Below are 21365 nucleotides of genomic sequence, written 5' to 3'. Positions count from 1 at the left end.
CTAAAAGCTCTTCTGTGCTACTGTCCTACTCTCGTTTTTCAGTGGGGCAAAGATAACAACTTATTCATACGCAAAACAAGTTTATTTAACATAAAATTCATGAACAAGCCCCATTAAATCGTAAAACACTGGTAAGCAGAGAGAAAAATTTTAAACTAATGTTTAATTTTTCGACTTCCCTTTTCTGTAATAGTGATTTTACCTTTTTACGTGTTCATAAATCAGGCTTAAAAACTCGGCATAGGACTTTTCCAAGCCTATGATATCGCCGGATTTTAGATTTAATCCGGCGTTTCCGGTGGTGTCGGATTTTATTTTGGCGGAAGAAGCCTGGAAATAAAGGTTTTCATTTGTACGTAAGCTTTGGCTAAAGCCTTTTTGTGTGTATACATATTGCAAGCGGGCTAAAGCCCGCCCATATTGAATCTGATAATATATAATTGTTATCATACATCTACCGTCATATATATAAGGTGCAAGAAACAAGATCTATCAATCAAACAGTTTTGGCTGAAGCCTTATTCAATGTGCGTATCTTATAAGCAGGTTGAAGCCCGCTCCTATTGAATCTGATACTATACATATATATTATATACCTTATCATACATCTGCCATCATATATATAAGGTATAAGAAATAAGATCTATCAATCAAAGAGTCGTAATTGCTGATCTTTTGCTCCGGTAAAATTCGCTGTGGAAAGTTTAGGGAATTCTTTACCATCGAAAAACTTCTTTCTTCCGATCTTAAATGTAGTATGAATCATTTCCGCGATATTCCCTTCTCCCCTTTGTCTTTCAAAATATCTTTTGTCTCCAAGCTTTCCGCCACGCATAGAACGGATAAGATTTAAAACCTTTTGTGCCCGGTCCGGAAAATGAGATTCAATCCAATTGACAAAAACAGGTTCTACGGTATCATTCAATCTCACTAATGTATATCCGAAACTCAACGCGCCTGCCTCTGAAATCGATTTCAAAATATTCAACGGTTCATCACTGTTCAGGCCAGGGATAATTGGCGCCACCATAACATGAACAGGAATTTTATTCTCTGTAAGAACTTCTATAGCTTTTAATTTATTAGGAGCTGAACTGGTACGAGGCTCCATTTTCCGTCTCAGCTCTTCATTGACAGTAGGAATACTGAGTGAAACAGAAACCAGATTCTGTTCTGCCATGGGCTTTAAAATATCCAGATCTCTCAGAACAAGTGCATTTTTTGTCAGAATATTGACAGGATGTCTGTAATCCAGACAAACCTGAAGAAGTTTTCGGGTGATCTCAAACTGTCTTTCTGCCGGCTGATAACAATCTGTGTTTCCAGAAAGCAGAATTGACGCGGGCTTGTAACCCCTTTTCTGAAAAAATTTCTCCAAAAGTTCAGGAGCATTCTTCTTCACCATGATTTTTCTTTCAAAATCAATTCCGGCGCTGTAGCCCCAGTACTCATGAGTAGGCCTTGCAAAACAATAGGAACATCCGTGTTCACAGCCCTGATAAGGATTCATGGAATACTCCATCGGGAGGTCTTCACTTTTCACCTGATTCACAATGCTTTTTGGAAAAACTTCGGTGAAAGAGGTTTTTACCGCTTCGAAATCTTCATCTTCAGGCTCATAGGTATACCTGTCGAAACGATTGATAACGTTCGACTGTGCGCCCTGACCTTTTTTGAAATTCTCGTTTTGCATTATGGTGTAAAATTAGAATGGATTTCTAATTAAATAATGAGTTTTAACATTAAAGTTATCCACAGAAAAATCCGACCCTTAAAAAGGAGCCGGATTTCACATAATTAAATATATTCTTTTACTACTTCAGTGCGTAAAATTCCACTCCGTGATATTCATCTTCGTGGTTTTTGTCATCAAAATGTCTGTGATAATCCGAATAGGTATCACTATATTTTTTATCTTTTTTAGTCAATATCTTTTTTAATCCAATAAAACCTAATACAGCCAAAAGACCAACACCTCCTGCCAGTAAAACGCCAACTTCTTTTTTCATATTTCGTCCGATTTAATACGATACCTACTGCAAAAAGCGTACCTATTTTTCTGATTCAAATTATAAATTTTGTTAACATTAAACTTTATTTCGTTGAAAAATGTAATTGCCTTTTTTATTAAATTTAGCAAATCAATGGTTTAATTATTGTACTACCCTATAAAAATAATATTATGGATAATTCAGAATATACCGACAGAATGACCACCTTAAGCCAGGTTATGAAAACCCTTTCAGAGAGAGGAATACATCGAGAATTCAGAATGAATGACAAATGTGAGATGAAATTTGAGAATTCAGATAAAGTATACCAACCTTCTGAGCTTATCATTTTAAAGACTTATCGTTTTGAAGGCGACAGCAATCCTGATGATAATGCGGTTTTGTATGTTTTAAAAGATAATGCCGGAAACCGTGGAATGATCATCGATTCTTATGGAGCAGACAGTAATTATCCTGGTGAAAAGTTTGATGAGTTCCTGAGAGATATTCCTGTTCAGGAAAGTGAAGAATTTAATTTTTAATACTTCCTTCAACCAGAAGATCTAAATATATCCCCCGAACTATTCCGTTTTGGGGGTTTCTTTTTTCTTGAAGATGTTTTTTAAAAAGCCTTTCTTTTCCTTTTTCTCGTTCTCTGGTTTAGGTTCTGCCTTTTTTGCTTTGATCTCCTGCTTCAGTTCTTTTACCGTTTTCTTGACTTCCTTTACAGAAGAAACCGCACTTTTTACCGTTTTCTCAGTTTTATCGATATTCTTTCCGATCAGTGTTTTCTTTAATCCCTGTTCAATTCCTTTCCAGAAAAGATTGAAAAATGATTTCGTTGGATCCCTTTCAACATTTTCCACGGCTACAGCTTCCGGGTAATTTCCGGAATCAGATCTGATAAAGAGATTCGCCACAACTGTCAGTACTCCTTTCTTTTCCTGATTGTTTTTATTTAAGACGGCAATTTTAAGTTCTTTATGTTTCAGATTGAACGTTCCGTGCAGTCCTGCAGGATTTCCTTTGAAACTGAACAGCATTTCCTGAATAGTTCCGGCAGTGGCCGTCACATGAAGATAGGGTCTGATAAACGGATTGATCCCGCTTGCCGGAAGATTGGATGTTTTTCCTGAAATGGCAAAATTGTCGTTGTGATCGGATACATCAAAATTCCAGTTTACGGAGAGAGGTGCAAGATTCATGAATGAACAATTGATCTTAATATCTACTTTTGTAGGCTTTCCTTTTGTTTTGGCAGAATTCAGATTTTTAACGTTCATATTAAAATTTGCAAATGTCAGTTTTCCCGGGCCTGCACTTTCGGGTGTATCTTCTTCGTACACCAAAACGGAATTTTTCAGATCAAGATTATTGACTGTCATCGGAATTTTTATCGAACGAAGCAGTTTGGAATACAATGGTTTCACTTTCGGATCATCATTTGGGATCTTACTCCTGAAAATATTGGCATCTGCCCCGAGAACTGTCACATGGGAAGCATTGATCGATTTATTATCAGAAAACAAATCCCAATGTCCGTCTGCTGCTATCTGAGAAACTTTGATGTCATAGAGATCACGCTCTACAGGTATCATTTTGATAAACTGTGCTCTCGAAACGAGCGGTTTCATGATAAAACTATTAACCTGAACTTTATTTTTATTCAATTTTAAAAGTCCGGCGCTTAAATTATAAAACTTTGTTCTGTAGGCAAAATTCCTTGTTGTCAGGAAATAATCTTTCACTTTAAAGGAAAGTCCCTGTTTATTTGATTTAGGTGCTATTTCAATGGTATTGACCGTTGCATTCAGATCATGAAAAGCGAGTGGCTGCATTCCTTTATCATAAACAACATCAGAATTTTTGAGGGACATTTTCCGGACTATGATTGAATTGATGATTCCCGGTCCTGAATTTTTCCTTGGTTTATTAACTCCTGCTTTAACAATTCCGCTTACATTTTCAACCAGAACATCTTTGAGATCCAGATTCAGTTTCTTTTCAACAAATTCAAATTTATTGATATTAAAGGCAATATGTCCGGTTTTCAGATCCATTGAACCCTTTCCCGCCTCCGGAACTCCGGGAGACAATACCAGATTTCTGATTTCCCCGCTTTTGGGGTTTAGTGCAATGCTTTCAACCGTGAAGTTCTGGTGATTTGAATACTGAATATCTCTTCCTGAAAAATGAAAATCTTTATATCCGACAGGAATTACCGCTTCTGCGGTGACTTTATCAAATTTCAACTGATTAACTTTCACATTCAATGCTTTTGCAGAAAGTAATCTGTTTCCATCTGGTTTATTAATGAGTACAGCAGCGTTACTAAACTTTATATCTTCTAAATTAACTTCAAAATTCAGTTTTTTCTCAGCCTTTTTAGGTTTTACTCCCGTGTTGTAAACGGTAAGGACAGGGTTTTGAAAATCTGCATTAGCCAGTGAAATTTTGTTTTTAGCCAAAACCACATCTTTAAAATCCATTTTTGGAATGGAGAATTCAAAGAGTTTAGGTTTTTGAGGATAGAATCTTTTAAACTGATTAAAAGACAACAATGGAATCAATCTGAAATTTCCGATTGACATTTGACCATCCGACGTCGTGATATTTCCTATTGTAATTGCATATACATTATCCGGGCGGAAGAAAAAATCTTTTCCTTTAATAGAATAACGGTCAAAAACTACAGGAAGTTTATCCTCTACTGATTCTTCGGTCATCTGCAGGTTTTCAACAAACAAGTCCAATTGCTGAACAGATAAAAATTTTTGTTTTGTATGTTTGAAAATATTAATCGTTCCTTTATTGATCCTGATATTTTCAAATAGGACAGGATTTCTTTTTTTCCCGGTTTTACGGTTTACGGGTTTTGCAAGACTGATATTTAAGTTAGGTCTAGCCAGCAACAGATCAGATGAGCTGATTCTTTTATTAAAAATAGCATCATAAATCCCAAAACGGCTGATTTTTAAGGTATCAATCGTTCCCTGAAGGCCAATAACGTTGGTGTTTTGTGGGTCTTTGCTGTTTACGGTAATTCCCGCAGCGAAAATATTCCCAGAGCCTAGATCTACATCCAGTGTTTTGTAGGATACCTTATAATTTGTATTCTTTTTTATATAATCAGGAAGTTGGGTTTTAAGCCATATATTCAGTCCGAAATTCGCGGCTAAAATAATGAGCAGCAGAACTCCAAGGCTTATTAATAACTTTTTGACCCATTTTTTCATATTGTAATTTGGTGTTTGTCATCTTAAATATAAGATTAATTTTTTATCTCCAGCTCGATGACATAGCCTTCATGCCCTCTAACATTCATAAAATCGGCACTATCGAAACTCAGATACTGTCCTTTTATTCCGGTAAGCTTTCCTGTGAATTCAGGTTTTTTATCTAATGTGAATGAAGTTACTTTCGACGGTTTTTCAAAAGGGTAATCAAATCTCCACAAATCTTCCCCTTCACTGTAGAACTTTTGGAAGTCATCAGGAAAATACTGTCTGATTTTTTGCTGGAAATCGGCGAGATCAATTTCTCCTTCGAAATCATCCTGAAGCATTTTTCTCCAGTTGGTCTTGTCAGGAAGGTGTTCTTTTAATGCAACTTCTATCATTCCCGCTTCGTAACGGTTTTCTGTTCTGGCAATCGGCAGTGCAAAAGTGGCACCCTGATCGATCCATCTTGTTGGAATCTGGGTATTTCTTGTTACTCCTACTTTTACATCTCCGGTGTATGCTAAATATACGGTGTGAGGCTGCAATTGGATTTGTTTTTCCACTTCCAGATCACGTTCTGCAACGCCTAAATGGGCTGTGGAAAGTTCCGGACGAATGATGGTATCACTGGCGTAAGGGCTTTCAAAGAAACAGCTCTTGCAGAATCCCATTCTGTAAATCGGCTTATTTTCTCCACAGTTGACACACTGAAATCCGGTATGCTTTATACGCAGTTCCTTTCCGAAAAGCTCGTTCATATGGATAAGATCCCCTGAAAGATTAAGATAATATTGGATCGGCTGTGCGTCGAAACTCGTCATTTTTAAAATTTGCCCTTGAAACTGCATACTGTTTATATTACTTTTTTAAGTAAATTTAATGATTATATTTTCAAAAAGTAAATTTATATTTTTGCGACATTAAAAAATCACAAATGACTTATCTTGTAACTGGAGGAAGCGGATTTATAGGTTCCCATTTAATAGAAAAATTATTACGAAATGGACATTCTGTCATAAACGTTGACAATTTTGATGATTTCTACAATTATCAGATAAAAATTAAAAATACTTTAGCGTCTATCGATAAAAATTACGATTTTAATTTTTCGGACAAAGAGACAGACATCAGACATTTAATGACTATTTCCCAATCAGACAGCTACCAACTCTATTATCAGGACATTCGGGATAAAAACGGGCTTGAAACCATCTTCAAAAACCATAAAATCGACCTTATTATTCATCTGGCAGCTCTGGCAGGCGTACGTCCTTCTATTGAAAGACCTCTGGAATACGAGGAAGTAAATGTTCGCGGCACCATGAACCTATGGGAGCTTTGTAAGGAATTCAATATCAATAAATTCATCTGTGCCTCTTCATCAAGTGTTTACGGAAATAACGAAAAAACACCTTTTGCAGAAACCGATAATGTGGACAACCCTATTTCGCCTTACGCTGCAACAAAGAAAAGTGGCGAAGTTTTAGGACATGTTTACCATAATCTGTATCATATTGACATGATCCAGCTCCGTTTCTTCACCGTTTATGGGCCGAGACAGAGGCCGGATCTTGCCATTCATAAATTTACAAAACTGATCTCAGAAGGTCACGAAATCCCTTTTTACGGCGATGGAAACACGGCCAGAGACTATACCTATATTGATGATATCATTGATGGAATCACGAAATCCATCCTTTATCTGGAAAATCATTCCGGGGTTTACGAAATTATTAATCTTGGAGAAAGCGAGGTCATCACTTTATCTGAAATGTTGAATGCCATAGAAAATACCCTTGGAATTTCTGCCACCCGCAAAATTCTGCCAATGCAGCCGGGAGATGTCCAGAAAACCAATGCAGATATCACAAAAGCTAAGACATTAATAGACTACAAACCAGACACAGACTTCCAAAATGGCATAAAAAAATTTGTGGAATGGTTTTTGAGAAAATGACATCATGTAAGTTGTCGGAACAGCTGTAATGCGGTCTATGACGGACAATGAACAAAAATTAATCAAAAAGAATTGAAAATCAAGTATAAAAAAGCGTATAATATAAGCTAATTTTATACTTTTGCAAAAAAATTAGAAAATTATGTACTGGACATTAGAACTAGCCTCCTATTTAAGTGACGCGCCTTGGCCGATGACAAAAGCAGAACTTATTGACTATGCAATCAGAACTGGTGCACCCATGGAAGTTGTAGAAAACCTTCAGGCTATTGAAGACGAAGGAGAGATCTACGAATCTATCGAAGAGGTATGGAGTGATTATCCTACCGACGAGGATTTCCTTTGGAACGAAGACGAATATTAATTAAAGCAATAAGCTTTAAGCAATGCGCTTAGAGCTTTTTTGCCCTTTTTTATATATAAAATTCACACGATAAGCGTGTCAGTAAAACGCTTAAAGCATATTGCTTTAAGCATAAAGCAAAAAATTTATGAGTTTTTTAAACAAAGTTCTTAAAGGGTTTTTGGGAGACAAAAAAGCGCAGGACCTAAAAGAAGTAAAAAAAGTTGTAACAAAAATCAAAGCTGTAGAACCAGCCATTCAACAGTTGACTGATGATGGACTGAGAGAAAAAACTGCTGAATTTAAAGACAATATTAAATCTGCAACCAGCAAAATTACAGCGCAGATAGAACAGATAAAAGAGCAGGTGAAAAATTCACCTAACGTAGATGAAAAGGAAGCTCTTTTCACAAAAATTGAAGCTCTTAAAAAAGAATCATACGACATCGAAGAAAAAGTTCTTGGTCAGATCCTTCCTGAAGCTTTTGCACTGGTAAAAGAAACAGCGAGAAGATGGGCTCAGAACGGAGAGATTCGTACGAAAGCAACAGACTGGGACAGACAGTTGGCCGGAGCGGGTAAAGATTTCGTAGAGATTCAGGGAGATACTGCCATCTGGAAAAACTCCTGGGACGCTGCCGGAACTCCTGTAGTTTGGGACATGGTTCATTATGATGTTCAGTTTATCGGAGGGGTTATTCTTCACAGTGGTAAAATTACCGAAATGGCTACCGGTGAAGGTAAAACTTTGGTAGGAACATTACCTATTTACTTAAATTCACTTTCTGAAAGAGGTGTTCACGTAGTAACGGTGAACGACTATCTTGCTAAAAGAGACTCCGCATGGATGGGCCCTCTTTATCAGTTCCACGGAATGTCTATCGATTGTATCGATAACCACCAGCCGAACTCAGACGGAAGAAGAAAAGCATACAACTCGGATATTACCTACGGAACGAATAACGAATTCGGTTTCGATTATCTGAGAGATAACATGGTAACTTCACCTTCAGAACTGGTGCAAAGAGAATTGAACTTTGCTATTGTGGATGAAGTTGACTCCGTATTGGTAGATGATGCCAGAACACCATTGATTATTTCAGGTCCGGTTCCTCAGGGAGACAGACAGGAATTTGATGTTCTTAAGCCTTCTATCGACAGAATCGTTGAAGTTCAGAAAAAAACGGTTTCTGCACTCTTTAATGAGGCGAAAAAATTAATCGCTGCAGGAAACACAAAAGAAGGAGGATTCAAATTGCTTCAGTCTTACAGAGGTCTTCCTAAAAACAGACAATTAATCAAATTCTTATCGGAAAGCGGAAACAGAGCATTGCTTCAGAAAGTGGAAGCGCAATACATGCAGGACAACAACCGTGATATGCCGATCGTAGATAAAGATCTTTATTTCGTTATCGAAGAGAAAAACAATCAGGTTGATCTTACCGATAAAGGAGTAGAATATATGTCTCAGGGGAATTCTGACAATAACTTCTTTGTTCTTCCGGATATCGGAACAGAAATCGCTGAAGTTGAAGCCAGAAATCTTTCTAAAGAAGAAGAATTCGAAGCTAAAGAAAAACTTTTCTCTGACTTCGCAGAAAAATCTGAGCGTGTACACACAATGAGCCAGCTGTTAAAAGCTTACACATTATTTGAAAAAGATGATGAGTATGTAGTGATTGACGGGGAAGTAAAAATCGTAGACGAGCAGACAGGTCGTATCATGGAAGGAAGACGTTATTCAGACGGTCTTCACCAGGCGATCGAAGCTAAGGAAAATGTAAAAATTGAAGCCGCTACGCAGACTTTTGCAACGGTAACACTTCAGAACTATTTCCGTATGTATAACAAGCTTGCGGGGATGACCGGTACAGCTGAAACAGAGGCGGGAGAGCTTTGGGAGATCTACAAATTAGATGTTGTGGTGATTCCTACCAACCGTCCTATTTTAAGACATGACAGACAGGATTTAGTTTTCAAAACTAACCGTGAAAAATATAACGCCGTTATTGAAGAAATTGAAAAATTAACAGCAGCCAAAAGACCTGTATTGGTAGGTACTACTTCTGTTGAAATTTCTCAGTTACTTTCTAAGGCCCTTCAGTTAAGAAAAATCCCACACCAGGTATTGAACGCGAAGCTTCACAAGAAAGAAGCAGAGATCGTTGCCGGAGCAGGACAGCCGGGCGTTGTAACGATTGCAACGAACATGGCAGGTCGTGGTACGGATATCAAGCTTTCCAAAGAAGTAAAAGAAGCAGGAGGTTTGGCTATTATCGGTACAGAAAGACACGATTCAAGACGTGTAGACAGACAGCTTAGAGGTAGAGCGGGACGTCAGGGTGACCCTGGAAGTTCTCAGTTCTATGTATCTCTTGAAGATAACCTTATGCGTCTTTTCGGTTCTGAGAGAATCGCGAAAATGATGGACAGAATGGGTCATAAAGATGGTGAAGTGATTCAGCATTCTATGATCAGCAAGTCTATTGAAAGAGCGCAGAAGAAAGTAGAAGAAAACAACTTCGGGATCAGAAAGAGACTTCTTGAGTACGATGACGTAATGAACAAACAGCGTGACGTGATCTATAAGAGAAGAAAGAATGCTCTTTTTGGAGATCACCTTAAGTATGACATTACGAACATGATTTTTGATGTTTCAAATTCAATTGTTACCAAAGGAAAAGCTACAGGAAACTATAAAGATTTCGAATTCGATATCATTAAGTTCTTCACCATGGAATCTCCGGTTTCTGAAAATGATTTCAAGAGCAAGCAGATTCCTGAATTGACGGATCTTGTTTTCAAGGCAGCTCAGGAAGATTATAAAATGAAACTGAACTTACTGAAAGAAAAATCATTCCCTATCATTGAGAATGTGTATCAGAATCAGGGTTCCATGTTTAAAATGATCCAGGTTCCTTTCTCAGACGGACACAAAACAATGACAATTGTGGCTGATCTGAAAGAAGCTTACGATACTCAGTGTGAAAGTTTAATCAATGATTTTGAAAAGAATATCACTTTATCCATCATCGATGAAAACTGGAAACTTCACCTTCGTGAAATGGATGACCTGAGAAGATCTTCTCAAGGTGCCGTTTACGAGCAGAAAGATCCATTGGTGATTTACAAACAGGAATCATTCCACTTATTCAGTGAAATGGTAGACAAAATGAACAAAGAAATTATCTCTTTCTTATACAAAGGAGAAATCCCTGCTTAAGGAATTAATAATAAAATCTCATAAAAACCCCGCTTCAGCACAGACTGAAGCGGGGTTTTGTTATTTAGTGCCTAATGAATTCATGATAAATATCAATCCTGTTATTTATTTAGAACAATTAAAAACAATATATTTGCAAAAAATTTGACTTTCATGAAACAAGTACTGATCTGTGCCTCATTGCTGGGTTCTCTACTGGTCTCTGCCCAGGAAAAGGATTCAACAGCCTTAAAAAGCATTGATGAAGTGATCATCAACACCTATGTCAAAAAAGACAGTGATTATTCCAATAAGATGCCTTTAAAAGCTATTGAAAACCCACAGGTATATTCGAGCGTAGATAAAGTAATTTTAGAAAATCAGGGAATTTTTACCGTTGATGATGCTTTCAAAAACATTACGGGTCTGCAAACCATGTGGACATCTAATGGAAGAGCCGGTGATGGTGGAGCTTATGTAAGTTTAAGAGGATTTGTTTCATCCAATTCATTGAGAAACGGAGTTCTTGGAGCAGTAACCAGTACTATAGATGCCGTGAACCTTGAAAAACTTGAGGTTTTAAAAGGTCCATCCGGAACATTATTCGGAAGCTTGCTGACCAGTTATGGAGGTGTTATCAACCGTGTAACAAAAAAACCTTTTGAGACTTTCGGAGGAAATGTAAGTCTTGCAGGAGGAAGTTATGACACGTACAGAGCCGCCGTAGACATCAACACTCCCCTAACGAATGATAAGAAACTTCTATTCCGCTTAAATTCTGCTTATACCAACGAAGGTACATTTCAGACAGAAGGTTTCAGAAGAAATTTAGCAATTGCGCCAAGCTTAAGCTATAAACCAACAGACCGATTAAGCATTAACCTGGATATGGAATTATTCCAAATGAAGAGTATGAGCGATCAGACGTTCTTCTTTTATTCAGGAAAATATTTGCAGAAGGTGAATAACATCAGGAATCTTAATCTGGATTACAAAAATTCATACTTAGGAAAAGACCTTACCAATACGGGACGAAGCATCAATTTCTTTGGGCAGGTTCAGTATAAAATTTCAAATTCTATCACTTCTTCTACCAATTTCAGCAGTTCTTCCAGCTATTCAGAAGGGTTTATGCCTTATCTGTATTTTATGGGTGATGATGCTACCAGCATGTACAGAAGTGATCAGTCTACGCGAGACAGCAGAAAAAAATCAATCAATTTCCAACAGAACTTTAACGGAGATTTTAAAATCGGAAACTTAAGAAACCGTGTAGTTTTAGGATTTGATTATTTAAGGGTAAACAACAATCAGAATTTCTATGATGTAAACGGATTCGACAAAAATGCCGCCGGTGAGTCTGTACCTGTCCCATTACATCAGCCGGGCTTCAACTATACCAACTTCAATGGAGCAGCTCTTCAATCCATGTACAATGGAATGGCAGGAAATGAAAAACCCTACTTAATATCCGGAACACAGGAAAACTACGCCGTATACTTATCCAATGTCCTGAACATAACGAACAATCTGAATGTGCTGATGGCTTTACGTGTTGACAATTTCAACAATAAACCGGGAGCTGATGTTGCGGATGGAAAGAAAATGAATCAGACTTTCTTTTCTCCAAAACTTGGGGTTGTGTATGAAGTAATCAAAGACAAGGTTTCTCTTTTCGGGAATTATCAGAACAGTTTTAAAAACCTTAGTTATTATGTAGACGGAGCGGGAGCGACAAACACACCGCTTCCTGAACAGGCCAACCAAATGGAGGGAGGAATTAAGACAAGCCTTTTTAATGGAAAAGTATCTTCTACTTTCAGTTACTACAACATTAAAGTAAAGGATGTTTTAAGAAATGTGCCTACCGTAGATGCTCCCAATGCACAGATACAGGACGGAACTATTGTAAGCAGAGGTGTTGAGCTTGAAGTGAACGCTTATCTGGTAAAAGGTTTTACAGCCATTGCAGGGTTTACTTATAATGATTCGAAATACACCCAGTCTGATAAGTCCGTTTTAGACAGAAGACCGAATACGTCAGGTTCTCCTTATCTGGCTAATCTATACGCAAGCTACCAGTTTCTTGATGGAAAACTTAAAGGCTTAGGATTCGGAGTTGGTGGAAACTACGCCAGCGAAAATAAGATTGTCAATAATGTGGAGACTGATCCGGTTACTCATGTAGCTACTGAAAATGTATTTACTCTGCCTTCTTATTTTGTACTGAACGCAAGCGCCTATTATGACACTAAAAGATTCAGGATAGGAGTAAAAGTAGACAATTTCACCAATGAACGCTACTGGATAGGATATACTACTGCCAATCCACAGAAGCTCATTAATGCAGTGGGAACTCTTACTTACAAGTTTTAATCCATTACCATAATTCAGACACTATTTAAACAATGAAAAGAATAACGATAGGAGCAGCATTATTAACATCTATGTTAACTTTAGCTCAGCAAAAAGACACGATTAAATCAAATGACATCGAAGAAGTTGTTGTCAACGGAAGATACTATCAGAAATATAAACTTAACGAGGTTTCAGGATCATTAAGACTGCAAACCCCGATTATTGAACTTCCGCAAAACGTACAGTCCATCAGCGGTCAGGTTTTGAATGACCAGATCACTTTAAATATGTCTGAAGGAATTGTCCGTAACGTAAGCGGTGCCAGAAAAGTAGAACACTGGGACAATGTGTATTCCAATGTTTTCATGAGAGGAGCAAGTATCGCTACTTATATGAACGGAATGAATGTTTCCTCTACGTGGGGACCTATCAACCCCGACGCATCTATTATTGACAGGATAGAATTCGTAAAAGGACCGGCAGGATTCATGGGATCTATGGGTGATCCGGCAGGATTTTACAATGTGGTAACGAAAAAACCAACAGGAAAATTTGCAAACAGTGTAAGATTCACAACGGGAAGCTATAATCTTTTCAGAGGAGAAGCAGATCTTGACGGTGTTATCGTGAAGGACGGTGTTTTGGATTACCGTTTAAACCTAATGGGTAGTTCCAACAAATCATGGTCAGAAAATGATAAGACCAGCAAAATAATTGTGGCTCCGTCTATTACTTTCAGACCAACAAAAACAACGACATTCACGGCACAGTATAATTATCAGTTTTTAAAATTCAATCAGCCGGGAGCTTATTTAATGTCTCAAGACGGTTATGCTTCATTAAATGTTCATACTAACTTTAACGACCCAAACTTCAAAAAAACTGAAGTAAAAGATCAGAGCTTATTCTTGACTTTGGATCAGAAATTATTCAAAGACTGGGTGTGGAGTACGCAGTATGCCTATATGGATATGAACTATGACGGTGGTTCATGGTGGGGAACTTTTGATCCGAACGATAAAAATATCTTCAACAGAACAGTAAGCAACTGGCAGGCTGTTGGGAAAAACCATATTTTCCAGACATATTTAAGAGGTAGTCTGAATACAGGGAACATCGTTCACAAAATTATCGCAGGATTTGACTACGGAGACAGGAAATACAATGCAGACTTCTCTGGGTATGGTCCAGGAGTCTATCCGATCAATATTCAGAATGTACAGTATGGAGTAAATCCTTCTACACTACCTCCTGACAGTTTTTATACTTTAAACTCTTCAGCTCCTTTCTATAACGATCAAGGCGTAAAGTATACTTCTTATTATGCACAGGATCAGATAGAAATGTTCAATAATAAGCTGCGTCTTACTTTAGCAGGAAGATATACAAGCGGTACTACTTTCGCAGGATATCCATTTTACTCCGAAGGAAATATTGTTCCTAAAGATAAAGCAGGTGAATTTACGCCAAGAGTTGGAGCAAGCTACTCTTTCAGTGATGATTTCTCCGCATACGGGGTTTTTGATAAAACATTTGTACCACAATCAGCTGTGCAGTATTCTGAAACTAATCCTAAAGGTGTTCCTCTTACCACACCTTTCAGAGGCCAGAACCTTGAAGTCGGAATTAAAAAAGACTGGTTTGGCGGGAAATGGAATTCAACATTTGCAGTATATGATATAAGAAGACAAAATATATTTACATCTGATCCCGCTCGTCCCGGTAGTGGTCTTTCAGTAGCTACTGGTGAACAGAGAGCCAGAGGTTTCGAAGCTGATATTAAAGGAGAAATTGTAAAAGGATTAAATGTAGTGATCAACTATGCTTATACAGATGCTAAAACGATCAAAGACAGTGATGCTTCAAAAATAGGTCAGCAATCTCCCGGAAATGCTAAAAACGTACAAAATACATGGTTAAGCTACAGGTTCGAACATGGCAATCTAAAAGGATTCGGTATTTCTGCAGGATATCAGTACCAGGGAGGAAGACAGTCTTGGTTTGGAACCACCGCAAAATACGACCAGAGCCTGGAAGATTATTTTGACACCAACTTCGGTATTTCTTATACTGCTAAAAAATTCGATGTTAATCTATTGCTGAATAATGTTCTGAACAGAAAGCTTTACAGTGGCTACAGATCAGATGACGGTTCGTACGCATGGATCTACAATGCTCCGCGTAACTGGAGACTATCAATAGGATATAAATTTTAAATAATCAAAAGTTAGCCTCTTCGGAGGTTAACTTTTTGCTATGAAGAAAAAGCACCCCCATAAAAAGAAAATTTCTTTTACAAAAAAATGGTCTGCCAAACTGCATTTGTGGTTTGGTTTGTCCGTTGGTATCATTGTCTTTATCGTTTCGCTTACCGGAACGCTGTATGTGTTTAAAGACGAAATACAGAACAGCCTCCGAAAAGAAGCCATGTATGTGAAGGAAACCACAGCGTCTCCCCTTTCTATAGCTCTCCTGAAGGAAAAAGTCAGTCTGGAACTCAATGAAAAGTTTCCGGTGAATGCCGTGGAAATATCTTTGGACAAAAATAAATCTTACCGTTTTTCTTACTACGAAAAAAACAAAAAGGGCTGGAATTATTTTGAGGAAGTTAAAATCAATAAGCTGGTTTACGTCGATCAGTACACCGGAAAATTACTGGCCATTTATGATGAAAAATACAATTTTTTCAACATTCTGAAATACATCCACTGGAGTCTTCTTCTGAACTCCGAATGGGGAAAATACGTCGTAGGAATTCCTACCGTCCTGTTTATCTTCATGCTCATCACCGGAATTGTATTATGGTGGCCCAAAAATAAAAAAGCAAGAAAAGGTCGTTTCTGGTTCAGTTGGGAAAATGTAAAGACCTGGAAACGTAAAAACTATGATCTTCATAATGTATTAGGTTTCTATGCTTCATTTTTCGCTTTACTGATGAGCATTACAGGAATCTATTTTGCGTATCCGTATGTGAAAAACACGTTCAATCTTGCGCTGTCAGGCTCTTTGGAACAGCCGAAAGAAAAAGAAATTAAATCTCCGGATTCTCTGGTGGCTAAAAATCCTTCGGTCTATGATCTTACGGCTCAGGAAACGAGAAAACTGTATGCCCATTCTTCCAGTTTCAGAATTCCACTGAACGGAAAAAACAAAAAAGGAAAGGAATTGAAAAACATCCCGGTGACCATATACGGAGAAGAGGGACGTTTCAGCGAAAGAAATGCATTGGTCTTTGACAAATATTCAGGAAAACTGCTGGCGGAAAAACCTCATCAGAATCTGAACAACGCGGAAAAATATGCCAATGCCAATTATGACATCCACACAGGTTCCTATTTTGGGCTGTTTGGAAAAATCTTATGGTTCATCACCGGACTCATCTGTACTTCACTTCCTGTGACAGGGTTTCTGGTATGGTGGGGAAAACAAAAAAAACAAGGAAAGAAAATATAATGAAAAAAGCGCTCTTATCAGCCGCATGCTTAGGCTCGGTAACTGTTTTTGCACAGGTTAAAGACAGTGTCCAGACCAACAGCGTGGATGAAGTCGTGATGACTGCTTCCAGAAAAAAAGAAAGTATCAAAGAAATACCAAGCTCAGTAACCATCGTTGCCGAAAAGCAGATCCAGTCTCAGCTGACCGTTAATTCAGATATCACCAGTATTCTTCAGTATACGGTTCCCAGTTTAGGAACCAACTCCGGGCAGACTTCCAACACAGGACAGACTTTAAGAGGTCGCCAGGTCCTTGTCCTTATCGACGGAATTCCCCAGTCTACTCCACTCAGAAACGGAGCAAGAGATATCAGGTCTATTGATCCTTCAGTGATTGAAAGAATCGAAGTCATCAAAGGAGCTTCATCCATCTACGGAAACGGTGCAGACGGTGGAATCATCAACTATATCACGAGAAGAAGCAAGTCCGATAAAAATATTTCAGGATTGACTCAGATCGGTTTTACAGGCCAGGCTTATGGCGGAACTTTAGGAGTAAGAGCCAGCCAGCTTTTATCCGGAAAGGTGAATAAATTCGATTATGTATTCTCTCTTGCCTATGAAAGAACAGGCTACATGAAGGATGCAGACGGAGTAAGCCTTTCCCCGACCTACAGCACCGCAAAAATGGACAACTACAACGGAATGCTTAAAATAGGGTATGATATCAACAAAGATCAAAGGATTGAAGCTTCTTATATCGGATATTCCTCCAGATCTGACCTCAGCTTAGGATTGGTAACCGGAAAATATGGCATTAAGCCCACCATTGGGGAAGGCGTAGGAAAAAACCTGGAAACGACTCCTCAGGGAACTCCTAAAAATCATAATTTCAGGATCAATTACGATAATCAAAATCTATTCTGGGGGACCACTTCACTGAATTTCAATGCCTATATGCAGGATTTTAAGACGGTGTACGGATACAGTGACACGTTCTTCGGAGGTGGACAGTCCAATGTGATCTCTAAAAAATACGGAGCCAGAATTAATTTTGACACCAAACTTTGGACCGCTCAGAATTCACAGGCCGAAATCATGTACGGAATGGATATCCTGAATGACCAGACCGTACAAAAGCTGGAAGATGGCCGCTACTGGACACCGGACATGAATATGACCAACCTCGCTCCTTTCTTATTGGTTAAAGTTGATTTATTAAAGAAACTGACCCTCAAAGGAGGTCTTCGCTACGAAAACATGAGCGTGAAAGCAGGTGACTTTAATACCCTTTCTTCCATTAAAAGTGATGGAACCTTTACCACAAGTATTTTTGTAACCGGAGGAAAATTAAAATATAATGCATTGGTAGCTAATTTAGGGGTACGTTACAACGTTGAGCCTTTCTTAAACCTGTTCGGAAGTTTTTCACAGTCCTACTCTATCAACGAGCTGGGAAGAATTCTGAGAACATCTACCCAGGGAACCATTCAGAATCTTGAAACAAAACCAATCATCGTGAATAACTACGAATTTGGTGCTACAGGACAGATTTCAAAATGGGTCAACTATGAAATCACCTCTTATGTAAGTACTTCAAAACTGGGCGCTTCATTTGTACAGAGTCCGGACAGAGCATTAACCATTCAGAGATCGCCGGAAATTGTATACGGGGTTGAAGGATTCCTTCATTTCACCCCGACAAGATGGGTCAATTTCGGAGGAAGCTACAGCTGGATGGAAGGAATCACTTCCGTAAAAGATGACGGAGATTATTCAGCTAAAATCAACAACAGCAGAATTTCTGCACCTAAAGTTCTGGCATACGTTCAGTTCAGACCTATCCCAACATTATCTCTTGGTCTTGATATGCTGCATGCCTTTGAGCAGGACAGATTCCAGCCTAATGCAAAAACAGGACTGTATGTATACGGAGAAGGTTATGTTCCTGATTATACTGTTTTCAACTTTAAAGCAAGCTACGAAGTCAATAGAAACTGGAGAGTGTCTTTAGGAGTAGAAAACGTATTCAACAAAATGTATCAGCCAGCTATTGCATGGTGGTCTGCGCGTGACAGCGAATTCGTGAATTCATTGGGAGCGAGAGGTACTGCAATGATTGAGTATAAATTTTAATTAAACTAAATAAAAAGTAAAACTTATCTTTGTGCTACTTTGAATTGAGATATGAAGAAAAAACATCATCATAAAAATAAGCCGGGTTTCTTTAAAAAATGGTCTGCTAAACTGCATTTGTGGTTTGGTCTGGGGATTGGGTTTCTGATCTTTATCATTTCTATTACAGGAGCACTGTATGTTTTTAAAGACGAAATAGAAAACCTGACCAGAAAGGATGTTATCTTTCACAATGAACAGAATATAGATCAGAAAAAGGTTCTTCCCATCCGACTGATGGAAAAGGCCGTTGTGGAGCAGGTAAAAGAAAAATATCCGGTCCATTGGGTTAATATTCCTATCGACAAAAAGAGATCCTATGTATTTTACTGGTACGAGCATAATACGAAAGCCTGGAATTATTTTGAAGAACTTCCGGTCTATAAGGCGGCTTACGTAAATCCTTATAACGGAAAAGTACTCAGAGTTTATGATGAAAAGAACGGTTTTTTCAATATCGTAAAAATGATCCACTGGAGTTTCCTGTTGAAGCAGGACTGGGGACCTTATGTAGTCGGAATCCCAGTGATCATCTTCCTGATTATGCTGATCACCGGAATTGTGCTTTGGTGGCCTAAAAATAAGGCCGCTAGAAAACAGCGTTTCTCATTCAAATGGAAAAACATCAAAAGCTGGAAACGAAAGAATTATGACCTTCACAATATCTTAGGCTTCTATTCATCCATCTTTGCTTTAGTCTTCACCATCACAGGACTGTTTTACGCTTACTTCGTGGTGCAGGCGATGATCTATGTGATCTTCTCCGGCGGAGAAACAAAATATCCGGATTTCTCCCATATTAAAACCAAAGCTCCGATAGAATTAAGAACAGAAGGAACACTGGATAAAGTTATCAATACGGTTATTCTGAAATACCCGGATGCATTCGGTTTTGCGATTGATCTTGGCCATGAGCATATGGATGATCACGAGCACCCGAACTTTGAAGTCTATGTAAAGCACCTGTCTTATTCTTACCATAAAAGCAGCAATCTGATCTTTGATGAAAACTCAGGAGAGCTTCTTCATACCCATGATCCAAAAGACAAAAACTTTGGTGAGAAAGCCGTCAATGCCAACTACGACATCCATGTTGGAGCCATTTTAGGACTTCCTACAAAGATCATCGCATTTGTTGTTAGCCTGATCTGTGCATCCCTTCCTGTGACAGGATTCATGATTTGGTGGGGAAGAAGAAAAAAGAAACCGGTAAAAACCGCGTAAAAGTTTTTTAAATAAAAGTTTTGTTAATAATCCATTAATACAATCTTTTTTATAATTTTAACCCTTTAGAATTTATAAATAGAAATGTCATTAATAGATTTATCAAAACAGGTTGCTCTCGGAATTGATATCGGCGGAACCAATACAAAATTCGGAGTGGTGAACCACCGCGGTGAAGTTCTGGAAAAAGGAAATCTGAGAACTGATGAATACGAGCAGGTAGAAGACTTTATCGATGCTTTATACGAACAGGTAAAACCCCTGATCGATAAATACGGTACAGAAAAAAACTTTGACGGTATCGGGGTAGGTGCTCCGAATGCCAACTATTATAAAGGAACCATAGAACAGGCACCCAATTTACCTTGGAAGGGACTCGTTCCTTTCAGTGACCTGATGAAAGCCAAATTCGATCTTCCGTGCACCATCACCAATGATGCCAATGCAGCAGCCCTTGGAGAAATGCTTTTTGGAGCTGCACGCGGAATGAAAGATTTCATTATGATCACTTTGGGAACCGGTGTAGGCAGCGGAATTATTTCCAACGGAAGTTTGATTTACGGCCATGACGGTTTTGCAGGAGAATTGGGTCACACCATTGTAAAGCCAGGCGGAAGAAAGCACTGGAGCACAGGATCTGAAGGAAGTCTGGAAGCGTATGCATCCGCAACAGGAATTGCCATCACCGCTAAAAAGATGAGAGCCGAATTTCCTGAATCTATGTTGAATCAGTATCCTGAAGAAACGATCAACTCAAAAACGGTACATGAGTGTGCATTGAAAGGCGACCTTATCGCTATTGAGGTGTTCAGATATACAGGACAGAAGCTGGGTGAGGCATTAGCGAATTTCGTGATGTTTTCTTCCCCTGAGGCTATCCTTTTATTTGGAGGGGTCATCAAGGCTGGAGATTTTATTTTAAAGCCTGCTAAGCTTCATATGGAAAGAAACCTTCTGCCGATCTTTAGAAATAAAGTAAAATTGGTTTTCAGTGAGCTGGACGAAGCCGATGCTGCCATTCTTGGAGCAAGTGCTTTGGTTTGGGAAAAATAACTGAAAAACGACATTAAAATAATAGTTAAAGCATCCTTTTGGGGTGCTTTTTTTGTTTCATACGGATTGCTGATTTCAAATAAATGGCGAAATTCATGGATTTTTGTTGGTTCTCGCAAAGGCGCAAGGCTGTATGTTTTAAGGCGCAAGGATTTTATCTCCGATAAAATTGTATACCGCTGTCATTGCGAGGAGCGCAGCGACGAAGCAATCTCATCATCATCTTGCTGAAAATTTTGGACTTTCCTGCGTCTTAAAAATGCTTTCTAACATACAGCCTTGCGCCATTGCGTTGATCCAACTTATTAGGTTAAATATTTCTCAGCAATTATAAAAACTGCGTATCAATTCTGTTTTAAATCATCGGGTTTCTCACCTTAAATGAAAAACTTTTTCATACTTTTGAT

General features: G+C 38.4%; 14 protein-coding genes. 10 read left to right on the top strand and 4 right to left on the bottom strand.

Translation table 11 applies throughout. From position 1 onward, the window contains the following. Nucleotides 1-646: 646 nt before the first annotated feature. Both BM143_RS22755 and BM143_RS22750 read right to left on the bottom strand, forming a co-directional pair. The gene (locus tag BM143_RS22755; protein ID WP_090027550.1) at nt 647-1693 is read right to left on the bottom strand and encodes a PA0069 family radical SAM protein; all 1047 of its coding nucleotides are present in this window, start codon (nt 1691-1693) and stop codon (nt 647-649) included. A 121-nt stretch (nt 1694-1814) separates the two neighbouring features. Beyond that, the gene (locus tag BM143_RS22750; RefSeq protein WP_034724644.1) at nt 1815-2009 is read right to left on the bottom strand and encodes a hypothetical protein; all 195 of its coding nucleotides are present in this window, start codon (nt 2007-2009) and stop codon (nt 1815-1817) included. Between the two features lie 173 nt (nt 2010-2182). Between BM143_RS22750 and BM143_RS22745 the strand changes: the two genes are divergently transcribed. Further along, the gene (locus tag BM143_RS22745; protein WP_047456460.1) at nt 2183-2533 is read left to right on the top strand and encodes a hypothetical protein; all 351 of its coding nucleotides are present in this window, start codon (nt 2183-2185) and stop codon (nt 2531-2533) included. A gap of 39 nt (nt 2534-2572) precedes the next feature. Here the strand turns inward: BM143_RS22745 and BM143_RS22740 are convergent, their stop codons facing one another. Together BM143_RS22740 and BM143_RS22735 are read right to left on the bottom strand one after the other, a co-directional pair. Further along, a complete protein-coding gene (locus BM143_RS22740; RefSeq protein ID WP_090027549.1) occupies nt 2573-5227 on the bottom strand; it encodes a hypothetical protein in 2655 nt (884 codons plus the stop codon). A 35-nt stretch (nt 5228-5262) separates the two neighbouring features. Continuing rightward, nucleotides 5263-6060, bottom strand: coding sequence for a DUF2797 domain-containing protein (locus BM143_RS22735; protein WP_090027547.1), 798 nt, complete (start codon nt 6058-6060; stop codon nt 5263-5265). Nucleotides 6061-6146: 86 nt separating this feature from the next. Here BM143_RS22735 and BM143_RS22730 point away from each other — a divergent pair, with 86 nt between their 5' ends. From BM143_RS22730 to BM143_RS22690, 9 genes are all read left to right on the top strand, one after another. Next, a complete protein-coding gene (locus tag BM143_RS22730; protein ID WP_090027545.1) occupies nt 6147-7169 on the top strand; it encodes a GDP-mannose 4,6-dehydratase in 1023 nt (340 codons plus the stop codon). A gap of 142 nt (nt 7170-7311) precedes the next feature. Continuing rightward, the gene (locus tag BM143_RS22725; protein WP_002662059.1) at nt 7312-7533 is read left to right on the top strand and encodes a DUF2795 domain-containing protein; all 222 of its coding nucleotides are present in this window, start codon (nt 7312-7314) and stop codon (nt 7531-7533) included. A gap of 127 nt (nt 7534-7660) precedes the next feature. Next, nucleotides 7661-10735, top strand: a complete 3075-nt coding sequence (gene secA / locus BM143_RS22720; RefSeq protein ID WP_090027543.1) for a preprotein translocase subunit SecA — start codon at nt 7661-7663, stop codon at nt 10733-10735. A 153-nt stretch (nt 10736-10888) separates the two neighbouring features. Continuing rightward, a complete protein-coding gene (locus BM143_RS22715) occupies nt 10889-13090 on the top strand; it encodes a TonB-dependent siderophore receptor (protein WP_090027542.1) in 2202 nt (733 codons plus the stop codon). A 32-nt stretch (nt 13091-13122) separates the two neighbouring features. Then, nucleotides 13123-15288 (top strand): TonB-dependent siderophore receptor, encoded by a 2166-nt coding sequence (locus tag BM143_RS22710; protein ID WP_090027540.1) that lies wholly within the window; start codon nt 13123-13125, stop codon nt 15286-15288. Between the two features lie 40 nt (nt 15289-15328). Continuing rightward, nucleotides 15329-16525 carry a PepSY-associated TM helix domain-containing protein gene (locus BM143_RS22705; RefSeq protein ID WP_090027538.1) on the top strand — a complete coding sequence of 399 codons (1197 nt, stop codon included), beginning with the start codon at nt 15329-15331 and terminating at the stop codon, nt 16523-16525. Then, a complete protein-coding gene (locus BM143_RS22700; RefSeq protein WP_090027569.1) occupies nt 16525-18642 on the top strand; it encodes a TonB-dependent receptor in 2118 nt (705 codons plus the stop codon). Before BM143_RS22705 ends, BM143_RS22700 begins: the two co-directional genes overlap by 1 nt. Before the next feature lie 51 nt (nt 18643-18693). Next, nucleotides 18694-19905, top strand: a complete 1212-nt coding sequence (locus tag BM143_RS22695) for a PepSY-associated TM helix domain-containing protein (protein ID WP_090027537.1) — start codon at nt 18694-18696, stop codon at nt 19903-19905. Nucleotides 19906-19989: 84 nt separating this feature from the next. After that, entirely contained in the window at nt 19990-20958 is a 969-nt protein-coding gene (locus BM143_RS22690) for an ROK family protein (RefSeq protein ID WP_034724626.1), read from the top strand. Nucleotides 20959-21365: the final 407 nt, after the last annotated feature.

Source organism: Chryseobacterium oleae, assembly GCF_900115055.1.
GTDB classification, from domain to species: domain Bacteria; phylum Bacteroidota; class Bacteroidia; order Flavobacteriales; family Weeksellaceae; genus Chryseobacterium; species Chryseobacterium oleae.
This window is presented reverse-complemented; position numbering and strand designations above follow the sequence as displayed.